The sequence below is a fragment of the Vreelandella zhanjiangensis DSM 21076 genome (genome assembly GCF_000377665.1).
Lineage (GTDB): Bacteria > Pseudomonadota > Gammaproteobacteria > Pseudomonadales > Halomonadaceae > Vreelandella > Vreelandella zhanjiangensis.
In genome coordinates this window covers 242,831-265,679 of sequence record NZ_KB898650.1, presented here as the reverse complement: position 1 = coordinate 265,679, position 22,849 = coordinate 242,831, and the positions used below count along the sequence as shown (strand labels likewise).

Sequence of the window (22,849 nt, the reverse complement as noted above, 5' to 3'; positions counted from 1 at the left end):
GGGTTATTCGAGGGTTTTGGCCTCATACACCATATACAAGGGCATTATGCGCAAGGTTTCTGCACTGCTAATGGCCTCTGAGCGTCGTGCAATCAGCGGCCTGGCCGGGCTTTATGCGTCCCGGATGTTGGGACTTTTCATGGTCCTGCCGGTGCTGGCGCTGTATGCCGACGCGCTTGAAGGGGCGACCCCTTTGCTGGTGGGCTTTGCATTAGGCGTTTACGGGCTTACCCAGGCCATACTGCAAATTCCGTTTGGTCTGCTGTCAGACCGTATCGGACGCAAACGGGTTATCGCATTTGGGCTGATTATTTTTATCCTGGGAAGCGTCGTGGCTGCGCTGGCGGACTCCATCGGCGGAATTATTATTGGGCGAGCGTTGCAGGGCGGCGGAGCGGTGGCGGCGGCTATCATGGCGCTGCTTGCCGACCAGACGCGCGAGCAGGTGCGGACAGCGGCGATGGCAACCATAGGGCTATCGATAGGCGTTTCGTTTGGTATTGCCATGGTTGTGGGTCCCTGGCTTGCCTCATGGGCGGGGCTTTCCGGCGTGTTTTGGTTTACGGCGCTGCTAACGCTTTTAGGGCTAGTAGTTCTGTGGCGCTGGGTACCGCCTGCTCCCCGGCGGCTGCACCACCGTGATGTGGGGCTGGATCGCCAGCAGTTTAAGAGCGTGATTACGCGCCCTGATTTGTGGCGCCTGGATCTGTCGATTTTTACACTGCACCTGGTGCTGATGGCTATTTTTGTCGCGGTGCCTTTTCGGCTGCAGGAAGCCGGCATACCGCTGGCGCATCACGGTTTAGCCTACCTGGGCATTATGGGTCTTTCATTTGTGGCTATGGTGCCGCTCATGATCGTGGCTGAAAAAAAACAGCAGATCAAAGTGGTATGCCTGTTGGCGATTGGCGCCATTACGGTGAGTTTGGGCGGGCTTGGATCATCGCTCTCCCATGGCCATTGGCTGTTCGTAGGGCTATTTGTTTTTTTTACTGGTTTTAATCTGCTGGAAGCCACGCTGCCCTCAATGCTCAGCAAACTTGCCCCGGCGGGAGCCAAAGGCACCGCCATGGGCGTGTACTCTACAAGTCAGTTTTTAGGCGCTTTTCTGGGTGGCACGCTGGGAGGCTTGTTGGCTAATGTGTGGGGCCTTGACGCCGTTTTTATCGGCTGTGCGGTACTGGCTCTGCTATGGTGGCTTGCGATGTGGAAAATGCCTTCGCCGCCGCCGCTATCCAGCGAAGTGGTGGCCCTGCATGATACGCCCCCGGATACATTGGATTTATTGATGGAGCGGCTGGCCGACGTTGTAGGTGTCGAAGACGTCATGGTGGTACCCGAAGAGCATCTGGTCTATTTAAAGGTAAATCGTCAGCAGCTTGATAGGGCCGCACTGGCCAGACTGATTCCCCCAAAAACCTAGCGCGGCTGCCGTAGCCGTGGCAATAATCAGTGATATCGGCAAGTTATGTATGAGCGTGCCGATATCTATCTATACGCAACACAATGGAAGGAGCGCCTTATGGCTCGCGGTATCAACAAAGTGATTCTGATCGGTAATCTCGGGCAGGATCCTGAGGTACGCTTTACGCCCAGCGGAACGGCAGTGGCTAATTTGAATCTAGCTACCTCTGACACCTGGATGGATCGTCAAAGCGGCCAGCGCCAGGAGCGCACTGAGTGGCACCGGATCGTGCTGTTTAATAAAACGGCTGAAATTGCCCAGCAGTATCTGAAAAAAGGCTCCAAGGTCTATATCGAAGGTCGCCTGCAAACACGCAAATGGCAGGACCAAAACGGTCAAGACCGCTACAGCACCGAGATCGTGGCCAACGATATGCAGATGCTGGATGGCCGTAGCGGCGATTTCCAGGGCGGTAACGCGCCGCAGGGCAGCTACGCTCCGAGTAATCAGAGTAATGACGCTGCACCTCAAGGCGGGTATCCCCAGCAGGGTGGTGCGCCACAAGGCAATAACTTTGGTGGACAGAGTTACGGTGGTCAGAACTATGGTGGTCAAAACCAGGCTGGCCAAAACCAGAGTGGTCAGAATCAGGGCGGTCAACCGGCTCAGCGTCCGCAGCCAGCGCCACAGCAGGGCCAGCCTGCACGCCAGGGCAATGCTGCGCCCCAGCAGCAACAGGGCCAGCAGAACAATAACTATGGCGCGCCGGACCCGGGTAGCTTTGACGATTTCGACGATGAAATTCCGTTCTGATCATCCTTGCTGGATAAACGGTTAAGCTCGTTGCGCATGTTCGTTGGCTACGTTCGTTGATGGGAGAAGGTCTGTCTTGAAGCTGCTGATACTGGATGCAGGGCACTGCTTAAGCTTGGCATTGGCCCGGGAAGCAAGCCGTCGCGCGGATACGGAGCTGGTGATTGAGCAGAACATCGCCATCACCGCGGCGCAGTTGCAGGAGATCGCCCCGGACGCGGTGATTATCCCGCCGCTGGCGCAGCCGTTAAGCATGACGCCAGCGGCCGTCGGCGCACATGCCGATGCGGTCGACTGCTGCCTGGATGCGTGTATTGCTCAGGAGGTGCCGCTGGTGTGGTGCGTCTCTGACCAGCTCTATGAAGACGGCTTCGATGAGCCTATCGACGAGCATGTGGTACCCACGCCGCGCGATGAGTGTTTACGTCGGCTGGTCATGACAGGGGACCGTATCCGCGCGGAGTATCATCGCCATCTGATTGTGCGCCTTGGCCCTCTGTTTGCGCTTGAAGGCAGTCAGGCCTGGCTAAATGAGATTATCGACAGTCTGGTGGTCGGGCAGAGCGTGCGGGCCGCAGAAGACGTCGTGTGCTGCCCAACATCGGTGGACGCGGTAGCCATGGCGTTGATTGGTATGCTCCAACAGCAGGCAAGCGGCGCTAATGCCTGGGGCGCCTATCATCTGGCAGGTACAGAGCCCGTCAGCGCCTTCACGTTTACGTCCATGGTGCGTACCCAATTGGCAACGCACTTGGAAGGCCGTGGCGAGCAGGTTGCACTTGGTGACGTCACCGCGCTGAATCACCATCACGATGCCAAGCTACGGCGTGTTTTAAATTGCCGTCGAGTGCTGGATGTCTTTGGTGTGCATCAAAAGCCATGGCGGTTGGAAGTGGGGCGCATGTTGGATGCATGGTGCTTAACGCGCGATGATCTATCTGACGCCAGTACAGGAGAGTCCGTTTGATCAATGTGGTTCGTAGCCTGGTGTTCTATGCCGGGTATTTCTTCGCCATGCTGATTTCTGGCGTACTTTTTCTACCGATTGCTCCTTTTTTACCGCTGTCAGGTCGCTACCGGCTGCTGAATCTGTATAACCATTTCTTGATGATCTGGTTTCGAGTGGCCTGTGGGGTTCGTTACGATATTCAGGGGCGTCATCTTATTCCGGATGGCCCCTGTGTTATTCAGGCCAACCATCAGTGCGAATGGGAAACAGTCTTCCTGCAGGTAATGAAGCCGCCGGTATGCACCGTGCTGAAAAAAGAGCTGCTGCGTATTCCTATTTTTGGTTGGGCGTTGCGCCTGCTGCGTCCTATCAGCCTTGATCGCTCGAAACCGGCACGGGCCTTGAAACAGGTGCTGACTCAGGGCGTTGCGCGGCTGGGCACAGGGCTTTCCGTGCTGATCTTTCCTGAGGGAACGCGGGTCGACCCGGGCGTGCGCAAACGTTACAACAAGAGCGGCAGCGTGGTTGCCTGCCGGGCCGGTGTACCGGTGCTGCCGGTTGCCCATAACGCAGGTGAGCGTTGGCCGGGCCGCCATTGGGTCAAGCAGCCGGGCGTTTTACGGGTGCGGATTGGCGCGCCTATTGAAACCCACGGGCGTACGCCTGATGAAGTTGTTGCCGAGGTGGAAGACTGGATTGAAGCTCAGCTACAGGAAATTTCTGAGGTGCCACGCCCGCTTAAGCGTTAGTGGTCTGGACAGATATCTCGGTTGATCTACACAACATTGAGCTACAAAAACGGCGCCTTATTTATAAGGCGCCGTTTTTACAACATGACTGCCGTCAGGTCTTAGCCGTTAAAACGCTGGAATACCAAGCAGGCGTTAGTACCGCCAAAACCGAAGCTATTGGACAATACACGCTCGAGCGTTACGCCGTCACGCCGCTCTGTCACGATATCAAAACCGTCCGCCTGCTCGTCGAGATGCTCGACATTGGCAGAGGCCGCGACAAAGTTGTGTTGCATCATCAGCAGTGAATAAATGGCTTCCTGAACGCCGGTCGCACCCAGAGAGTGGCCCGTGAGGGACTTCGTGGAGCTCATGGCAGGCGTTGAGTTACCAAACACGGCACGTACTGCCTTTAGTTCAGCAACATCGCCAACCGGCGTTGAGGTGCCGTGGGTATTGATATAATCAATATCGCCATTCACGGTGGCCATTGCCTGGTGCATGCAGCGTACAGCGCCTTCCCCGGAAGGTGCCACCATGTCATGACCGTCAGACGTGGCGCCATAGCCGACTAGCTCGCCGTAAATCTTGGCGCCGCGCGCTTTGGCGTGCTCGAGTTCTTCAAGCACCAGCATGCCGCCGCCGCCAGCAATCACAAAGCCATCACGTGCCTGATCATACGGGCGCGAAGCTTTTTCTGGTGCGTCGTTATACTGTGTGGAGAGTGCTCCCATGGCGTCGAACAGGCACGAGAGTGTCCAGTGTTCTTCTTCACCGCCACCGGCAAATACCACGTCCTGCTTACCCAGCTGAATCTGCTCCATCGCGCTGCCAATACAGTGTGCTGAGGTCGCACAGGCAGACGAAATAGAGTAGTTCACGCCTTTAATCTTGAAGGGGGTAGCAAGGCAGGCTGATACCGTGCTGCCCATGGTACGGGTCACGCGGTAAGGGCCAACGCGACGCAAGCCTTTTTCGCGCATGACGTCGGCAGCCTCTACCTGGTTGGCGCTTGACGCGCCACCAGAACCTGCGATGAGCCCGGTGCGTTCGTTGGAAATATCTTCGGCAGACAGCCCAGAGTCTTCAATGGCTTGCGCCATGGAAACATAGGCATAGGCTGCCGCATCACCCATAAAACGGCGTAGTTTACGGTCGATAAGGGCATCAAGGTCAATATCGATGCTGCCCGCTACGTGGCTTCGAAAGCCGCGTTCAGCGTACTCTTCCTTAAAACGAATACCGCTGCGCCCATTTTTGAGCGCTTCAAGGACTTGTTGTTGGTCGTTGCCTAGGCAAGACACAATGCCAAGGCCGGTGACTACCACTCGTCGCATGGAAGCCTCCTGTTAGAAATTCGCGGTGGAGGTAAATAGGCCAACGCGTAAATCATTAGCCTGATAAATATCACGTCCGTCGACGGATACGGTACCGTCAGCGATACCCAAAATAAGTCGACGGGTAATAATACGCTTTATATTAATACGATAAGTTACTTTTTTCGCGTCAGGCATAATCTGGCCGCTGAATTTCACTTCACCGCAGCCAAGCGCACGCCCACGTCCAGGGTGGCCTAGCCAGCCCAGATAGAAGCCCACCAACTGCCACATGGCGTCAAGGCCAAGGCATCCGGGCATGACCGGGTCGCCTGGGAAATGGCAATCAAAGAACCACAGGTCAGGAGAGATATCCAGCTCAGCGATTAACTCGCCTTTGCCGTGCTCACCGCCTTCTTCATGAATATGCGCAATACGATCAAGCATTAGCATATTGGGAGCCGGAAGCTGTGCATTTCCGGGGCCAAATAGCTCGCCGCGGGAGCAGGCCAGCAGTTCTTCGCGATCAAAGGAATGTTGCTTGGTCACTGAATCGTTCCGAGTTCAAAATGGTTGTTGGCCGCGTGCGGCACCTACAGCCGAGGCATAGCGCCGGGGGCTAATAGTAACGTCTAGCACCGAGGCACGGCCCGCGAGGCCTAGCCTAGTCTACTTCCCGAAACCGCTGAATGCACGCAAGTCGCTATTGATTGCTTATAACTAACGTTTTTTATTAATCAGTGATGACTGAAGGCAGGCTTTTTATACCGCTTGTCGTCAGTGAATATATCCACTTAAACGGCCTATTAACGTAATATGCGGTTATTCAAGCTTTTGGTACGGCAGCATGATACGTATATTGCTTAGCATTATATTTATTTAATGTCAGTTTTCAGTGATAGGACGTAGCGAATCGCCATGTGGCTACCAGTTTCTCTTAATCGCCCGCTGGTTTGGGTAGCTTTAATGGCACTACCTGCCTGTGTTTGGCTGCCCGATGCCATGTTGCGCCTGGTGGCCGCTAGCCTCGTCATTTGCGGGCTGTGGGATGCCTGGCATCAAGTACGCCAACAACGCCTGCGCTATCGTTTGTCCCAGAGCGCTATTAGCCTGGCAAGCGATGCAATTGTGATTAGTGATGCTCAAAACCGGGTCATGGCGGTGAATCCTGCGTTCACAGAAATTACCGGCTATGAAAGCCATGAAGTAATCGGCCTTAAGCTGGAAACGCTGGCTGCTCCACGCCACGATAAGGCCTTTTACCAAACGTTTTGGAGCACGTTAAAAGCCACGGGTCGCTGGGAAGGTGAAATGTGGAATCGGCGCAAGCATGGCGATGAGTATCCCGAATGGCTAAAGATGCGTGCCGTTACCGATAAGCAGGGCAATATCACACATTTTATTAGTCTATTTACGGATATTTCGGCGCAAAAAGCGCGTGAACATGACTTGCGGCGTATCGGTTTTGAAGACCCTCTGACCGGCTTGCCCAATCGTCGCCGTTTGCACGATTTAATGGCATCTCGCTTACGCCATTTGCGTGCAGGAGAAAGCCTGGACATTGCCTTGGTTGATATTGATGGCTTGAAGTTCGTTAACGATAGCCTGGGGGTGGAGCAGGGCGACCGACTGTTAGCACGTTTTGCTCAACGGCTTGCAGGCTATGTCGCGGGTAGCGTGGTCGGGCGTTTGGGGGGGGACGAATTCATGGTGATTCGCACCACTACGTTTGATGATCACGAGGCGTGGATTGCATCACTGCGTGAGCATATGGGGCGGCCCTTTGAAATTAGTGATCAGCTTCTTCGCCTGGGTCTCACTATTGGCAGCTGCCGCGCGCCCGAAGATGGGCGTGATTCGGGCGTTCTGTTTCAGCGCCTGGAATCCGCTCTGTATAGCGCCAAAAGATTAGGCCGAAACCATAGCCTGCGTTTTCGCCCGGCCCTGGATAAGCAGGATAACCCACAGCTGGCACTGGTCAGTGATCTGCGCGCCGCACTGATATCCGGCGACCAGCTGGAGCTACATTATCAAACTCAGCATCACCCCAGCACCGGCGATTTGTTGGGCATGGAGGCGCTTTTACGCTGGCGGCATCCTCACAATGGAATGATCTCACCCGGCGATTTTATTCCTCTGGCTGAGCGGCACGGGCTGATGGCGGAGCTGGGCAGCTGGGTGATTGAAAAGGCCTGTGCCCAGCAGGCTCACTGGCAAAACAGTGGCATGCCTAAGCTGACCATCTGGGTCAATATTTCAGCTCTTCAGCTTTTTCAGGGCGACCTGGAAGCTCAGTTGGCCACGTGTTTAAAACGTTATCAGCTAAAACCTTCGCAGATTGGCCTGGAGCTGACGGAGTCGGTATTGATTGATGAGCGTGCAGGCGATATGGGGCCTCGCTTAAAAGCTCTCAGTGAGCAGGGTTACGCTATTGCCATTGATGACTTTGGAACCGGCTATTCATCGCTTGGTTATCTTAAGCGACTACCGGTCGATAAAATAAAGTTGGATCGCGCTTTTATCAAAGAGCTGCCGGGTAGCAAGGCAGACGCCGCGATTGTCAAAGCCGTTTTGGAAATGGCTGAAGGAATGGGGCTTGATGTGGTGGCCGAAGGGGTGGAAACCCAGGAGCAGTGCCAGTTCCTGGTGAATGCAGGCTGCTCCATTGTGCAGGGTTTCTATTTCGCAAGGCCCCTGCCTGCGGCTGAATTGGAGCAGCGCTGGGCGCTGCCCCTCGCTTCGGGAGCTTAAACGGCTCTCACGCGGTTAACGTGAAAGGGCTTTAAACGCCTCCAAGGCGCGCAGGCGAGCTGCTTTATGGTCAACGATCGGGGTTGGATAATCCAACTGAGTGAGCATATCCTGCGGCGGGGCATGGCGAGCCTTGGCCGGCAGCTCGCTAAGTTCCGGTAGCCATCTAGCGATAAATTCGCCATCCGAATCAAAACGCTTTGATTGGGTGGTGGGGTTAAAAATGCGAAAATAGGGCGCGGAATCGGTGCCTGTTGATGCGGCCCACTGCCAGCCACCATTGTTGGCACAAAACTCCCCATCCACCAGATGGCGCATAAAGAATTCTTCACCACGGCGCCAATCAATCAGCAGATGTTTGCTTAAAAACATCGCAGTGACCATGCGTAACCGGTTATGCATCCACCCCGTTGCCACCATCTGGCGCATTGCCGCGTCCACCAGCGGATAGCCTGTGCGCCCTTCACACCATGCCTGAAAGCCTTCGTCATCATCCCGCCAGGCAAGCTGCTTGGTATGCTCCTGAAACGGCTGGTAGCGGCATACTTCAGGAAACCCCATCGCGACGTGCTGGTAAAATTCGCGCCAGATAAGCTCGTTCACCCACGTGGTTAGCCCTACATCGCCATCGGCCAAGTGACCGCCGTTCTCGCTCATTACCGCTTGCATGCACTGACGGTAAGAAATCATGCCCAGTGCTAAATAGGGTGAAAGCTCGCTGGTGCCGCGTACGCTGGGGATATCGCGCTGCTGGTGGTAGTGGCGGCTTCGAAAACGTAAAAAACGCGCCAGATGATCGCCCGCCGTCTCTTCACCGGCAGGCCATTCACGGCTACTAACCGGTTGACTATCGAGTTTAGGTAGCTTGGGTAGCTTATCGCTTTTGATCGATAACGGCTTTTGTGGCTCAGGCGTATCGCGTAGCGCCAGCTGCTCGACGCTGACCTGCTTATGCCAGGCTTTGGCAAACGGTGTAAACACCCCGTAGTAATCGCCTTTACCGGTCAAGAGCGTCCCCGGCGCGAAGGCGACGGCGTCGTGGTAGCCATGAGCGGCAATATCCGCTTCTTTAAAGGCTTGAATGACAGCTTTATCGCGACGCTGCTCATTGAGAGGATACTGATAATTAAAGTGCAGCTGCTGAACAGAGTGCTCGCGGGCAATCGCCAACAGTGCCTTAGGCGCCTCGCTATAATGCTCAATATCGCGGTGTAAAAGAGGAATGTTAAGCCCATTAAGCGCTTCTTGAACGGCCTTAACGCCGCGTCCCCAAAAGTCGATCTTGTTCGCCCCATGACCGTGGGATTGCCACTGGGAAACAGTGCGCAGAAAGACCGCTATCACCGGCCCCTTCGCCGCTGCAGCGGCCAACGCGGTATTGTCGTGAATCCGCAGGTCATTTCGCAACCAAACTAGCTGAACGTCCATGTTTTCTCCGGCGCAATAAACAACTAAGGCCGCCATATTACATAGCGGCCATTAGCCCAACGGGGTGTTAATACTCGGTCTTGAGCTAAAAACGCTACAGCACACCCGACTCGCGCAGTAGCGGGCGTAGCCTCGCAATCGCTTGGGGTAGATCACTGCCTAGCGTGTGTACGGGCCCACTACGCAGTTCATTATCGCGTAGTCGGGCAACTTCACCACAAACGCCCAGCGGTACGCTCAATCCTTCAGCGGCATTAGGCAGCTCCGTATGGATATAGCTGTCGCTTTCGCGCTGGCCGCTTGCCAGCAGCACCATTGATGAGTGCAGTCGTGCAACAGCTTGGGGCAGGTCTTCCAGAGGCAGCGAATGATCGAGCATCTGGATACGGTAGCCCTGTTCGCTGGCCATAAGCGCTGCCATCAGCACCCATAGTGGGCCAGGGTCATCGGGCATCGCGTTAAGCAGGATCAAAGGGCCACGCGTTGACTGGTTAGCGTAATGCAGCCGCGTACCTACCTGGCTGCGTAAAAAAGCTTCCAGAGTCCGGCGTACCAAATTATCGGGTTGAATCGCCCATTTGGCTTCCAGCGCCAAGATAACCGGTTGCCATAACTCGTTAATCGCAATGCTCAGCGGGTAAAGAGCAAGACTCTGGTGATAAAGCGTTTCCAGTTTGGGTAAATCGAGCGCTTCTATCGTTGCCTGCAGCTGCTGTCGCTGGCTGATCCAGTCACCAGCATCCGGCGCAGGCGCTTCTACCGTTTCAGGCTGGTCAAGCAGATCAACTACTTGGCTTACGGGGACGCCACGGTTAAGCCACTGCAAGATACGTTCAATGCGTGCTATATCGTCCTGAGCGTAAAGGCGGTGGCCTTTAGGCGTGCGTTTGGGACGAATTAAACCGTAGCGACGCTCCCATGCGCGCAGGGTGACCGAGTTCACACCCGTTAAACGGGATACTTCCCGAATCGGATAGAGCGGGGTATCGGGTGGGTGGGTCGCCTTGGTGTTCATGGGCGCCTTTGCCTCTTGGTTGTCTGAAGCTCCAGGACATAAACGGCTATTCGTATTCGCTGGGGCAAAAATGATCCACAGTCCATGTAGTGTCGCTTGAAAGAAAATAGTAGGTGTTGCGCACTATCGTAGCTCTCTTTGTACAACTTGTCGCTATCGGGTACAACCTTTGCATTTAATTCGGTTGTTAACAGAAATATAAAGTTGAGCTAAGTACGTGATGTTATTAGACCGGCTGGCCTATTAGGGTTCTATAACCTATGTTTATGAAATCATCAACTTCTACACAGCCATTACCAAAGCTATTTTTAGAAAAACGCATGCGCTATTAGTGTATAGGTAGTGCATGCAGTACTACATTATTGGGAACGTAACCAGCGGTGAGGGTTAGATCGCTAACAACATCTGCCTGTCATAGCATTAATGCTTAGTCATTAATTGACGACAGATTCTCGTGGCGTGATTAACAGGAGTGACACCATGCGTGTATTAGTGACCGGAGGCAGTGGGTTTGTCGGCCAGCGTCTTTGCGAAAAATTGCTGTCAAACGGGCATGCGGTACAGGTGGTGTCCCGGCATCCGCGTCAAGCTGGCGGAAAGCTACCTGATGAATGCGATATTCGTGATAGCGCGCTTGGATTTATGGAAACGCCGCCGGACGCTATCATCAACCTGGCCGGTGAGCCAATCGCAGCCAAGCGCTGGAGCGAAGCGCAAAAAGCCAAGCTTGTTCAGTCGCGTATCAAAGCTACCCACCAGCTGGTTACCTTGTGCGAGCAGCTGCAGGCTAACGGCCAGCCGGTACCCAAGGTCATGATCAGCGGCTCAGCGATGGGCTATTACGGCGATCAGGGAAGCCGAATGGTGACCGAGGAAACGCCACCGCACGATGAGTTTGCCCATCAGCTGTGCGTTAAATGGGAGGCCGCGACAAAACCTGTTGAAGCATTGGGCGTGCGTCTGGCTATTTTACGCACGGGCCTTGTGCTGGACGCGGGTGGCGGGGCGCTACAGAAAATGCTGCCGCCATTCAAGCTGGGCCTAGGCGGGCGTTTTGGTAGCGGTGAGCAGTATATGCCCTGGATCCATCGTGAGGATTTAGTCAGTGCGATTGTGTTCCTGCTGGAAAAAGAGGGCCTTAATGGCGCCTTTAACGGAAGTGCGCCGCACCCGGCAACCAATGCCGAGTTTTCCAAAACGCTGGCCAAACGGCTTAACCGTCCGGCTATATTTCCAGTGCCTGCCTTTGTGTTAAAAGCAGGCTTGGGTGAGATGTCACGACTGCTGCTCACCGGGGCGGATATGCGCCCGGCGCGCCTTACCGAGGCAGGGTTTGAGTTTCAGTACCCCACGCTCGATAAGGCGCTTGCAGAGATTTTAAAGCGAGATTGAGCTTTAAGCGTTCGGGTCGACCGTAATCACGACCCGAACGGAGTCCAGCCGCAGGCGGGTATTTTCGATGGCCTCGCTCAACGCCTGACGCTCCTGCTTCAAGGCATCCAGCTCTTCGGCACGGACCGAAGGATTATGCTCGGCAAGCGCCGTCAGACGGGCCAGCTCGGCATCCAGCTGAGCACGCATGCGTGTTTCAGCCGCTTCTACAATGCTGGGCAGCTCGCGTTCCGCCTCACCTTCACCTTGGGTAAGCAGTTCGCGTAGCTGGTCATGGCGGCTCTTGATTAAATCCCGCGCCAGCGATTTATTGACCTTTTGCAGGTTTTTACCCAGGCCCGTGAACGAGATTTTGCTGGTCAGGTTGGCACCTGATTCATCCAGCAACACGCGTATGGCGGTCGGCGGCAGGAAGCGGTTAAGGTGCAGCGACTTCGGTGCCGGGCAATGGGTGCGGAAAATAAGCTCCGCCATGAGGCGCCCGCTGGGAATGGCCGTGTGACGCAGTAGGGCCAGGGCGGTATTACCCATGGTGCCGTCTAAAATACGCTCCATCATTTCGCGCAGCAGCGGGTGCTCCCAGGAAAGGCGCTGAATGTCGTCCCTGGCCAGCGCTTGAGCGCGGCTGTACGTAGCGGTAAAGCCCTCTTCACCTTTCACCAGGCCGGGCAGCCCGTCCAGCATATGCTGGCTGGGCTGCAAATGAAGTAGGCCCTTACCGATCTCCTGGCTGTCCACGCCGAACACATCCAGCGCGCGCTCAACGTAGCGCGGCAGCGCCACATCCTCATCAAGCTCGCGGACGGCGGCAATGACCTCTTGGGCACGTGCCGGCCGACAGGCATTAAGCTCCAGCAGACGGTTGCGGCCCGCATCACGTTCAGCAAGCTTGGCGGTAAACATTTCCCGCGTTTCAGCGATGATTTCGTCCAGCGTTTCATCATCGAGAAGCGCATCGGCAAGCGCATCACCAAAGGCTTCGTATAGGTCGCTGCCGATGCCGTGGGGCGCGCTGAACGCGTCCATGCCTTCGTGGTACCAGCGCAGCAGGCGCTCGCCGGGGCTGCCAATAAAACTGGGAACATGTAGCTCGATGGCATGTTTCTGGCCGATACGGTCCAGGCGTCCAATGCGCTGCTCCAACTGGTCAGGATGCTGGGGCATATCAAACATCACCAGATGGCGGCAGAACTGGAAGTTGCGTCCCTCTGAGCCAATTTCCGAGCAGACGAGTACCTGTACGCCCTCTTCTTCATCGGCAAAGGCGGCGGCGGCGCGGTCACGCTCGACCAGTGACAGCCCTTCATGGAAGACCGGTGCCTGGTAGCCGCCCAATACGCGCAGTCCTTCGGCCAGCCCTTCAGCGGTTTCCCGGTGGTGGGCGATGACCAACACTTTATCGTTGGCAAAACCTGATTCGCTATCGTCGCTGAGTTTATCCAGCAGCCAGTTAACCCGTGGGTCGATATGCCACCAGGCTTCACCGTTGAGCGGATCATTGCGCAGTTCCCGGTACATGGCATCCGGGTAGATCAATACATCCGGGTGATCCATGCCGGTTTCGATCAGCAGCTCGTCCAGGTAGTCGTCATCGCGCTCCAGGCGGCGCAGCACGCGGCGATACGCGGAGGGCAGCTCAAGCGAAGAGAGGTGCAGGCGTCGCTCAGGAAAGCCTCCAACGTGACGGCGGCTATTGCGGAACATCACCCGCCCCGTGCCGTGACGATCAAGCAAGGCGTCACGCAGCTGATGACGCGCTGCGTCCTGTTGCTCTGTGCTGGCTTCAGCGTTGCACAGCGTTGCCAATAGCGCTTGGCTGTCGCGGTCGTCGGCCACGGCGTCTACCCGGGCACGGGCGTTCGGCGTGGCGGGCAGTTCATCTAAAGCGTCAATGGCGCTGGCGACAGCGCTGTAGTGGCGCTCTTCGTCTTTGAAGCGTTCCAGATCGTGGTAGCGTTCGGCGTCCAGCAGGCGCAGGCGGGCAAAGTGACTTTCAATGCCCATCTGCTCAGGCGTGGCGGTTAGCAGCAGCAAGCCGGGGATTTCGGCGGCGAGCTGTTCTACGCATTGATAGCCTGGGCCGCTACCCTCGGCGCTCCAATCCAGGTGGTGGGCTTCGTCGACAACCAGCAGGTCAAACCGGCTGGCCAGCGCCTGATCCTGGCGATGGATATTGGCAAACAGCCAGCCCTGGCTTGCCAGCACCAGCTGGGCGCTCTCAAACGGATTGGCGCTGCCGTGGGCCTGACTCTGGTGCTCATCGAGCAGGCTAACGTTCAAGGAGAAGCGGCGCAGTAGTTCCACCAGCCACTGGTGCGTCAGGCTGTCAGGCACCAAAATCAGTGCCCGCTCAATACGGCCCGTCAATAGCAGGCGGTGCAGAATCAGCCCGGCTTCAATGGTCTTTCCTAGACCCACTTCATCGGCAAGCAGAACCCGAGGCGCGTGACGGTTAGCCACTTCATCAGCGATATACAGCTGGTGCGGAATCAAATCGATGCGCGGCCCGGCAAATCCCAGCGCGCTATGCTGTTCGATGCGCTGAAAGTGATGCAGTGTGCGAAAGCGCAGATCAAACCAGTCGTTGCGGTCTACTTGGCCTGTCAGCAGGCGGTCGCGGGCCTGATCAAACTGCATGGTGTCGGCAAGCTTGGCTTCAGGCAGCTCGCGAAGCGCGCCTTCACTATCCTCGCCGATATAGGTAATCAGACCGTGGGACTCTTTACTGTCATCAACGATCATCTGCCAGCCATCGGCTGAGAGCACCCGGTCGCCGCTGCCGAACATCACGCGGGTCAGAGGCGCTTGGCGCGTGTTATACGTACGGGTTTCCTGGCTGGCACTGAACAAAATGGTAACGCTACGGGCGTCGCAGTTAAGCACGGTGCCGAGCCCAAGCTCAGCTTCGCCGTCGCTAATCCAGCGCTGGCCGGGAGAAAAATCGCTCATGATGCCTCGGGGAAGTCTACAAAAACGGGTCATACGCTGCCGAGGGCGCGCCATCGACAGCAGTAGGGCGGGGGATTCTAACGCAAAGGCGCCGGGGGATTAAGGTGTATTGGCGTCAATCTTCCAGCCAGCGTTCAAGGTGGGCACGAGTAAGTTCGCCAACGTGGATGTCCAGCGTATTGCCCTGGCCGTCAAAAAGCACCGTAGTGGGCAGGCCGGGCGCTTCAAACAAGGTCATTAGCGTTTGGCCGGGGTCGCGTAACGCATAGGTGAAATTCAGCGACTGTGCGTCCAAATAACGCACGATGGGCAATAAATCCTCGCCCTGGTTAACCACCGCCACGTTAACCCCCTCGCGCTGAGCGGCTTCTTCGAGTAATGGCATCTCGCGTCGGCAAGGCGGGCACCAGGTGGCCCATAAATTAACGATGATGCGGTCACTGCCGTCTGCCAGCGACGGCAGATAAACGTCCTCGCCGTCAACGTTTTCCAGGCTGACCTCGGGTAATCGACTTACCCCAGATGAGCTACCCAAAGGAGATAGGGATACCAGAATCAGCCACAGGCCAGAGGCGCCGAGAAGAATGGCGGTGCCGCCGAGTAGCGCTGATAGCCGCTTACGGAGCGTCCAGGCCGTCCATAGCAGGCCGGCTAATAACCCGCCAATGCCGTGGTACCCCGGTTGCCAGACTTTAAGCGCATCAAGCGGGTCGGCGCTGTAGCTTTCCAGGTGAAGCGTAATATGCGCGATACGCGCCCCGATCAACCAGGCAAAGATCAGCCCGGTGAACCAGCGCTGCAAGAGCGGCGGTGGCAAGCGCAGTAAGTAACGCGCGGCCAGCAATACCAGCAGTGCGCAGCCAATGGCGTATAGCCTGGGTAATGAAATCAATAGTGGCCCAAGGGCAATGGCGTTCATGGTCTTCCCGATAAGCAGGTACACTACGTGACCATATCACGTGAGCTTTCAATTACGGAGTTTGTCTATGCCTCAACCAGCCTTTGATATGCTGCGCGCGCTGGCTATTGGTTCTCAGGCGTTGGGCCTGATCGCTATTATCACGTTGGAAACCCTGCTGGGTGACGCAGCGCGCCCATGGCAGGGGCTAACGCTTGGCTTAATGCTGGCCACTGCCTTAGCGATTGCCCTGGTGCGTGTGTATCGCCGTAACCGTTTGCGCAAACAGCGCGCAGAGCGGCTGGGCGATAACGACCATGGGTAAACGATGGCTGGCCTCGATTGTTCTGTGCATGCTGCTCGCTGGCTGTGCTCAGGCGGTGGTACGTGAACACCATAGCGCGCTGGCGCTGGATGAAGCCCGGCAAACCTGGCTCGGTGGGCAGGCACAGCAGGCCCTGGCTGAGCAAACCGATCCCGATGGCTTTGGATTACTGGCCAACGGTCAGGAAGCGTTTGGAGTGCGGGCCGGGCTGATCAAGCAGGCTCAGCGAGAACTGGATATTCAAACCTACCTGCTGGGCGAAGGACAGACCACCAACCTGGTTTTCTCGCGCCTGTTAACGGCGGCGGAAGAGGGCGTGCGCGTCAGGCTGCTGGTAGATGATATGGGCGCGGTGGGCCAGGGCGAACGCCTGGCGGCCCTGGCGAGTCATCCAGGAATTTATGTGCGAGTCTATAACCCGGTGTCGGTGGGTAGGGGGCACTTGGTAACGCGCGTTTTAGCCTCGGTGGCCAACCCGGCGCAGCAGCACCGGCGCATGCATAACAAACTTTGGATCGCTGACAACAGCGTGGCGATTGTCGGCGGACGCAATCTGGGCGATGAGTATTTTGACGCCAACGATTCACGTAATTTCGCCGACCTTGATCTGGTGGCGATTGGCGAGGTTGTACCGACGCTATCGCAAAGCTTTGACCTTTACTGGAATCATGGATTGGCCCAGCCCGTCGAGCGCTATCATCAGGTGGCGGCGAATGCCTGGCAGGCGCTGCAGGCCGAACTCAACGCGTGGCTGGATGATAACGCCGACTCGGCGTACTTCTCTGAGCTGCGCCAGCAGTCGTACAATACGCCGCCCTGGGAGGAGCTACACTGGGGCGAAGGGCTGGCGCTGTGGGATGCACCGGGCAAACTTACCCAAAGCGGCGCCCCTGATTGGAAAGACACACTCCTTGGCGATCTAACGGCTAACACCCAGCTTAAAGAACGGCTAATCCTGATCTCCGCCTATTTTGTACCCACGGAGCGTGGCGTTGCGCGATTAACGGCGCTGGCAGACCAAGGCGTTCAGGTAGAGATCATTACCAATTCGCTGGAATCCACCGATGCGGCGGTTGTGCATGGCGCTTACGCTCCCTGGCGGCAGACGCTGCTGGAACATGGCGTAACGCTGTATGAATTGCGCCCTGAACAGGAAGCAAGTGACACCGCCGATGATAGCGAAATGCGCGTTCCCGGTGCCTCGGCCTCCGCGCTGCACATCAAGGCCATCAGTTTTGATGACCAGCTGTTTGTCGGCTCTTTCAATGTCGACCCCCGGTCAGTGCTGTGGAATACCGAAGTGGGCGTACTGGTGAGCAGCGATAGCTTGATGGCGGCTTTCGATACGCTGGTGGACGTAGGCCGTGATCCGGCGATTAGCTATCAAGTAGTGCTGGATGAAAGTAATAACCTGAACTGGGCGCTTGAGCATCGCGGCGACCCTCAGGTGCTTGCCGAAGAGCCCGGCAGTACATGGCGCCATTTCAATGCCTGGCTGAGCCATACGTTGCGATTGGAGCGTTGGCTGTAACCTTGCATCAAAGAAACGTTAGAAAGCGGTGCTTGTGTTTTTTGCGCGGTGGTTCCAGATTAAGGGAAGTTTTCGTGCCTTAGCGCGGAAATGTTTACCTTACTGGGAGCGACGAACAATATGATCAATAAACGCGCACTAGCCACCGCCGTGGCGGCCTCTTCACTTGCTTTGACAGGGATGGCTCAGGCACAGGAGGTCAAAATTGGCTTCTTGGGTGGTTTTACCGGGGGAATTGAAAGTCTTACGCCGCCTATTTTTGAAGGCGCGAAGCTTGCCGTTCAACAAGTAAACGAGCAGGGCGGCATCCTGGATGGGCAAACGCTGGTGATGCCTTCAGGCGACACCACCTGCTCCGACGCCTCGGCAGCCTCCAACGCTGCTGACCGCATGGTTAACTCCGAACAGGTGACCGCAATTGTCGGCGCGCTGTGCACCGGGGCGACTATCGCCGCGGCCAACAATGCCGCTATCCCAGGCGGCGTAGTCATGGTCTCGCCTGCTTCCACAGCGCCGGCAGTTACCGAGCTTGATGACAACGATCTGGTATTTCGTACCGTACCCTCGGATGCTTTCCAGGGGGAAATACTCGCCAAGCTGCTGCTGGACAAGGGAATTGATGCTGTCGTCGTGACCTTCGTCAATAACGATTACGGTCGCGGCCTTTCCGAAGCCTTCAGCGCGGCCTTTGAAGCGGGCGGCGGCGAAGTTGCCGAAAATCTTGCCCATGAAGATAACCGCGCCGATTACCGCTCCGAGCTGGGTTCGCTCTCAGCAAGCGGTGTCGATACGCTGGTAGTGCTCGCCTATGCCGATACGTCTGGCCAGACGGTACTCCGTCAGGCCTATGAAAGCGGCATGTTTACCCAGTATGTGGGCGCCGACGGCATGGTAGGCGACAGCCTGATCGAAGCGATCGGGGCTGATGTGCTCGATGGCATGATCGCGACCCGCCCAGGCAGCCCGGATCTTCCCGGCACGCCGATTTTCAACGATGCCGCTGAAGCCGCAGGCTTTGACCCAAGCGCAGTCTTCGCCGCCCAGGCGTATGACGCCGCCTTCCTGCTGGCGCTGGCTATTGAACAGAACGGCAGCGCCGAGCGTGAAGGCCTGGTCGATGCGCTGCGCAGCGTTTCCAGCGCCCCAGGCGAGGTGATCCTGCCCGGCGAGTGGGAGAAAGCGGTCGAGCTGATTGCCGCTGGCACCGAGATCAACTACGAAGGCGCCTCCGGCTCTCACGATTTTGATGAAAATGGCGATGTGCCCGGTGTGGTTGTAGAAATGGCGGTCGAAAACGGCACCTTTACCAGCAAGGGGCAGGTTGATCTGTAGGAATTGCCTGACGTAAAACGCTTATCTAAACCTGAAAGCCCCGATCATTGATCGGGGCTTTTGTTTGCAAAGACACTAACGTGCGACGCGCGAGATCACTTAATCAACCGTGATGGGCGATCTTTTCCGGCAGTAGCCCCTTGGGCGCAAAGCGCAGCACCAGTGTGATCAGCATGCCGATGACCAGTACCCGTGCCTGAAGCGCTCGGCTGTCCATGTTGTTGGGGGCGTCCCAGCCGAATGCTCCTTCACCAAAGCTTACGGCCAGCTGCATTAAAAATAGCGCCAACGGCTCCGACATGATCCAGATGATATACACCGCCACGGCGCCAAAGATGGTGCCCAGGTTATTACCGGGGCCGCCCAGAATTACCATGACCAGTACCAGGAAAGTATGGTTAAGCGGCAGATAGCCTTGAGGGTCAAACAGACTGTTAAAGGTGCCCAGCATGCCGCCGCCCAGGCCCATCAGAATACAGCCGAGCACGAAGATCTCCAGGCGGCGCTTGTTGATGTCCTTACCCATGGCCGCGGCGGATATTTCGTTGTCGCGGATCGCCCGGATCATCCGCCCCCAGGGTGCGTGATAGGCGCGGTGCAGCAGAAAGAAGATCACCGCAATTACCACCGCCGTGATCGAAAGATATACCGCGCGGGAAAGGGTAAAGCCAAGCTCCGCCGGGCCGGGTGTTGGCCAGGGTAGCGGCGACACGGTGGCGGTACCACGGGTCAGCCAGTCGGAGTTTTTCAAGAACGCCTTGATGATTTCGGCGATACCCAGCGTGGCAATCGCTAGATAGTCGCTGCGTAGCCCCAGACATACGTGGCCGATAAAATAGCCCACCCCGCCGGCCAGCGCCCCGCCAACAATCCAACCCACCCAGGCGGGCAGGCCAAAACCGCCCACAAACCCGGCCTGGGACTGAATCTGGCTGGTTACCTCGCGCAGCTGGCTGATAATCACCAGATACAGCACAAGCGCCAGCACTATGGTAATCAGAGTGCGCAGCTTTTTGGGCACGCCCAGACGGTCAAGCCGGCTGGCGCCTACCACTAAAAAGATGGCAGCCACGCCGTAGAGCAGCACGCGGCCAAGCTCACCGGGAAGCTCAGTGCCCCAGAAGGCATCGTTGACCGGCACGCTGAACAGCATGGCGCAAAAGCCGCCGAGGGCCACAAAGCCCATCACCCCGGCATTGAACTGCCCGGCGTAACCCCATTGAATGGTCAGGCCCAGCGCCAGAATGGCGTAGCAAGCTGCTTCTACCAGCATGCGTGTGCTGTAGGCCGCACCCATCAGGGCATAAACCGCCAGAATGGCGCCCAAGAGCGCACCAAAGAGTACGACCTCGCGCACGGGAAAGCGCCGTGCAGGCGTGGCGTCACGCGGCGTATAGGTCGGGTCGCGGGTTTCTGTTGAATTGCTCATTAGATCACCTTGCCTTTAAAGAGGCCGGTAGGACGCCACACCAGAATGGCCACCAGAATGAAAAACGGCACCACAATCTTGTACTCGGTACCCACGAAGGCCAAATTGGAGGGAAGCTCCAGCCAAGCGGGCAGGCTATCGCGGAAGGGGCGCAGCAATACGTTCCAGTTAAACACCGCCAGGGTTTCGGCAAAGCCCACCACAAAGCCACCCGCGATAGCGCCGTAGGGATGACCGACCCCGCCGACGATCGCCGCGGCAAAGATCGGCAGCAGCAGGAAGAAGCTCAGGTCGGGCTTGAAGGTCACATCCAGCGAGAGCAGCGTGCCCGCAATCGCGGCTAAACCGCCCGCAATCACCCAGGTGACCGCTACGATGGTGTTGGTGTTGATACCCGAGGCCTGGGCAAGCTCGGGGTTATCCGACATCGCCCGCATGGCTTTGCCCAGCCGCGAGCGGTTAAGAAATATATGCAGTGCCACCACGGCGACCAGCGTGATCACGAAAAGATACAGCTGCGGTTCGGTAATCACGATCGGCGCACGAACCCCTTCAAAGGGCAGCGCCAGGCGGAAGATTTCCTTACGGTCATCCACATACAGACTCTGGCCGCCGGTGCCTGAAAACAGCCGGATAAGCCCTTGCAGCATCAGGGTGACCCCTAATGAGCCAATCACCAGCACGATGGGCTTAACGCCATGCGCGCGTAGCGGTTTGTAAAACGCCTTATCGATCCCCACCGCCAGTGCGGCGGTTAGCACCATCGCTAGAGGGAGCATGATAAGCGCGGTAGGTACACCGATGCTCGCCCCGGCGGCGGGGAAGAGCGTGGTCAGCAGCAGCACCATAAACGCGCCGAAGGTCATCATGTCGGCATGGGCAAAATGGGCAAAGCGCATAATGCTGAAAATCAACGTTACGCCGATGGCGCCAATGGCATAAATCGAGCCGGTAACGCTGCCGGCAATAACCACGTTATTGATAAAAAAGACCAGTTCGTTCATGTTTTCCCCCGGGCTAGCCGCCCAAAAAGCTTTTGGCGACATCGGGGTCGGCAAGCAGCGCTGCCCCCGTATCAGTGAAGCGGTTTTGACCCGCGGCCAGTACAAAGCCTTTATCGGCAATGGCCAGCGCCTGTTTGGCGTTCTGCTCGACCATTAAAATCCCCACCCCAGCGGCATTGATTTGCTTAACACGATCAAAAATCTCGTTCATGTAAAGCGGCGATAGCCCGGCGGTAGGCTCATCAAGCAGCAAAAGGCTTGGCTCGGCCATTAGCGCCCGGCCCATGGCCACCATTTGACGCTGGCCGCCGGAGAGCTCGCCCGCTGGCTGATGGCGCTTTTCCACCAACGGTGGGAAAAAGGCGTACACCTGCTCAAGCATGCGCTTAACGTTTTGGGGCTTGAGATAGGCACCCATTTCCAGGTTTTCTTTTACCGTAAGACTTGGGAAGACGTTTTTTTCCTGGGGTACAAAGCCCATGCCCCGTTCCACCAGCTTGTTGGGCGGCAGGTTATGGATCGGCTGGCCGTTCAACAGGATCTCGCCCTGGTTAACGTGCAGTAGCCCAAACACGGCTTTTAGCATAGTGGACTTGCCGGCTCCGTTAGGGCCAACAATTACCCCCACTTGGTTGGCGTTAAGCGTCATGTTCACCCCGTTAAGAATGTTCATGCTGCCATACCCACCGTGCACGTCGCGCGCTTCGAGCAGGGGCGTTGGTGATGTAGCTAATGACATAAAAAAGAGTCTCGCAGCGTCGCTTTTAAGCGACATGTTGTCGTAGTTCTTGCTTGCAAGGCGCCTGGCTAGGCAGCATCAGTGCCAAAGTAGGCTTCGATTACCTCGGGGTTATTTTGAATATCTTCAATATGGCCCTCGACCATCACGCTGCCCTGGGCCAGCACGATGACGGGGTCGCAAAGACGGGCGATCATCTCCATGTCGTGCTCGATAACCAGGAAGGTGTAGCCCATCTCCCGATTCAAGCGTTCGATATTGCCAATCAAGTCGCCCAGCAGGGTGCGGTTAACGCCTGCGGCGATTTCATCCAGCAGGACCACTTTGGCTTCGGTCATCATGGTGCGGCCAAGCTCTAAAAGCTTTTTCTGACCGCCGGAAAGGTTGCCGGCAAGCTCATTGCGCACATGGTGAAGACCGACGAATTCGATCACCTCAAGGGCGCGTCTTCGTACCTCGGCTTCCTGCTCACGCACCTGGCCTGGCTTGAACCACGTGCTGAAGAGGCTTTCGCCCGCCTGACGGGGCGGCACCATCATCAGATTTTCCAGCGCGCTCATCTGGCTGAATTCATGCGCGATCTGGAACGTGCGTAAAAGCCCTTTGTGGAATCGTTGATCGGCACTCAGAGCGGTAATATCTTCACCGTCGAGCAAAACGCGGCCACTGTCCGGGGTCAGCGCTCCGGCAATGAGGTTAAAAAGTGTCGATTTGCCCGCACCGTTGGGGCCAATCATGCCGGTGATTGAGCCTTTTTCGACGCTAATTGAGCAGTCGTTGATAACGTGCAGGCCACCAAAGGCTTTATTGACGTGTTGAACTTCAATAAGGGGTGTCATCGC

At 56.7% G+C, this 22,849-nt stretch carries 18 protein-coding genes and 1 pseudogene; 9 read left to right on the top strand and 10 right to left on the bottom strand.

Features of this window, described 5'->3' with window-relative positions:
- Positions 1–46: 46 nt before the first annotated feature.
- The 4 genes from D467_RS0112035 to D467_RS0112020 all read left to right on the top strand — a co-directional run bounded on the left by D467_RS0112035 (position 47) and on the right by D467_RS0112020 (position 3,916).
- Positions 47–1,423, top strand: coding sequence for an MFS transporter (locus D467_RS0112035; RefSeq protein WP_018917769.1), 1,377 nt, complete (start codon positions 47–49; stop codon positions 1,421–1,423).
- A 99-nt stretch (positions 1,424–1,522) separates the two neighbouring features.
- The gene (locus D467_RS0112030; protein WP_018917768.1) at positions 1,523–2,218 is read left to right on the top strand and encodes a single-stranded DNA-binding protein; all 696 of its coding nucleotides are present in this window, start codon (positions 1,523–1,525) and stop codon (positions 2,216–2,218) included.
- 76 nt (positions 2,219–2,294) lie between these two features.
- Positions 2,295–3,185: a sugar nucleotide-binding protein gene (locus D467_RS0112025; protein WP_018917767.1), complete on the top strand. Its 891-nt coding sequence runs from the start codon at positions 2,295–2,297 to the stop codon at positions 3,183–3,185.
- Complete coding sequence (locus D467_RS0112020) at positions 3,182–3,916, top strand: lysophospholipid acyltransferase family protein (RefSeq protein ID WP_018917766.1); 735 nt, start codon at positions 3,182–3,184, stop codon at positions 3,914–3,916. The genes D467_RS0112025 and D467_RS0112020 overlap by 4 nt, the downstream gene beginning before the upstream one ends.
- A 101-nt stretch (positions 3,917–4,017) precedes the next feature.
- Here D467_RS0112020 and fabB read toward each other — a convergent pair whose 3' ends face one another.
- Entirely contained in the window at positions 4,018–5,235 is a 1,218-nt protein-coding gene (gene fabB, locus D467_RS0112015) for a beta-ketoacyl-ACP synthase I (RefSeq protein ID WP_018917765.1), read from the bottom strand.
- Between the two features lie 12 nt (positions 5,236–5,247).
- Positions 5,248–5,763 carry a 3-hydroxyacyl-[acyl-carrier-protein] dehydratase FabA gene (gene fabA / locus D467_RS0112010; RefSeq protein ID WP_018917764.1) on the bottom strand — a complete coding sequence of 172 codons (516 nt, stop codon included), beginning with the start codon at positions 5,761–5,763 and terminating at the stop codon, positions 5,248–5,250.
- A 369-nt stretch (positions 5,764–6,132) separates the two neighbouring features.
- On the opposite strand from fabA, the gene D467_RS0112005 reads away from it, so the two are divergent.
- A complete protein-coding gene (locus D467_RS0112005; RefSeq protein ID WP_018917763.1) occupies positions 6,133–7,965 on the top strand; it encodes a putative bifunctional diguanylate cyclase/phosphodiesterase in 1,833 nt (610 codons plus the stop codon).
- 15 nt (positions 7,966–7,980) lie between these two features.
- Here D467_RS0112005 and phrB read toward each other — a convergent pair whose 3' ends face one another.
- Together phrB and D467_RS0111995 are read right to left on the bottom strand one after the other, a co-directional pair.
- Complete coding sequence (gene phrB, locus D467_RS0112000) at positions 7,981–9,393, bottom strand: deoxyribodipyrimidine photo-lyase (RefSeq protein ID WP_018917762.1); 1,413 nt, start codon at positions 9,391–9,393, stop codon at positions 7,981–7,983.
- 94 nt (positions 9,394–9,487) lie between these two features.
- The gene (locus D467_RS0111995) at positions 9,488–10,408 is read right to left on the bottom strand and encodes a MerR family transcriptional regulator (protein WP_018917761.1); all 921 of its coding nucleotides are present in this window, start codon (positions 10,406–10,408) and stop codon (positions 9,488–9,490) included.
- Between the two features lie 480 nt (positions 10,409–10,888).
- On the opposite strand from D467_RS0111995, the pseudogene D467_RS0111990 reads away from it, so the two are divergent.
- Positions 10,889–11,788: pseudogene (locus D467_RS0111990) on the top strand (TIGR01777 family oxidoreductase); the annotation flags it as partial.
- A gap of 15 nt (positions 11,789–11,803) precedes the next feature.
- Here D467_RS0111990 and rapA read toward each other — a convergent pair.
- Complete coding sequence (rapA, locus tag D467_RS0111985) at positions 11,804–14,749, bottom strand: RNA polymerase-associated protein RapA (protein ID WP_018917759.1); 2,946 nt, start codon at positions 14,747–14,749, stop codon at positions 11,804–11,806.
- Positions 14,750–14,864: 115 nt separating this feature from the next.
- The gene (locus D467_RS0111980) at positions 14,865–15,668 is read right to left on the bottom strand and encodes a TlpA family protein disulfide reductase (protein ID WP_018917758.1); all 804 of its coding nucleotides are present in this window, start codon (positions 15,666–15,668) and stop codon (positions 14,865–14,867) included.
- A 67-nt stretch (positions 15,669–15,735) separates the two neighbouring features.
- Between D467_RS0111980 and D467_RS0111975 the strand changes: the two genes are divergently transcribed.
- From D467_RS0111975 to D467_RS0111965, 3 genes are all read left to right on the top strand, one after another.
- Positions 15,736–15,972 (top strand): hypothetical protein, encoded by a 237-nt coding sequence (locus tag D467_RS0111975; RefSeq protein ID WP_018917757.1) that lies wholly within the window; start codon positions 15,736–15,738, stop codon positions 15,970–15,972.
- Positions 15,965–17,503, top strand: a complete 1,539-nt coding sequence (locus D467_RS0111970) for a phospholipase D family protein (RefSeq protein ID WP_018917756.1) — start codon at positions 15,965–15,967, stop codon at positions 17,501–17,503. The genes D467_RS0111975 and D467_RS0111970 overlap by 8 nt, the downstream gene beginning before the upstream one ends.
- A 120-nt stretch (positions 17,504–17,623) precedes the next feature.
- Positions 17,624–18,835 carry an ABC transporter substrate-binding protein gene (locus tag D467_RS0111965; protein WP_026285739.1) on the top strand — a complete coding sequence of 404 codons (1,212 nt, stop codon included), beginning with the start codon at positions 17,624–17,626 and terminating at the stop codon, positions 18,833–18,835.
- Between the two features lie 103 nt (positions 18,836–18,938).
- Here D467_RS0111965 and D467_RS0111960 read toward each other — a convergent pair whose 3' ends face one another.
- From D467_RS0111960 to D467_RS0111945, 4 genes are all read right to left on the bottom strand, one after another.
- Entirely contained in the window at positions 18,939–20,264 is a 1,326-nt protein-coding gene (locus D467_RS0111960) for a branched-chain amino acid ABC transporter permease (protein ID WP_018917754.1), read from the bottom strand.
- Positions 20,264–21,268 (bottom strand): branched-chain amino acid ABC transporter permease, encoded by a 1,005-nt coding sequence (locus D467_RS0111955; protein ID WP_018917753.1) that lies wholly within the window; start codon positions 21,266–21,268, stop codon positions 20,264–20,266. The genes D467_RS0111960 and D467_RS0111955 overlap by 1 nt, the downstream gene beginning before the upstream one ends.
- Before the next feature lie 13 nt (positions 21,269–21,281).
- Positions 21,282–22,007, bottom strand: a complete 726-nt coding sequence (locus D467_RS0111950; RefSeq protein ID WP_026285738.1) for an ABC transporter ATP-binding protein — start codon at positions 22,005–22,007, stop codon at positions 21,282–21,284.
- A gap of 68 nt (positions 22,008–22,075) precedes the next feature.
- Positions 22,076–22,846, bottom strand: a complete 771-nt coding sequence (locus tag D467_RS0111945) for an ABC transporter ATP-binding protein (RefSeq protein WP_018917751.1) — start codon at positions 22,844–22,846, stop codon at positions 22,076–22,078.
- Positions 22,847–22,849: the final 3 nt, after the last annotated feature.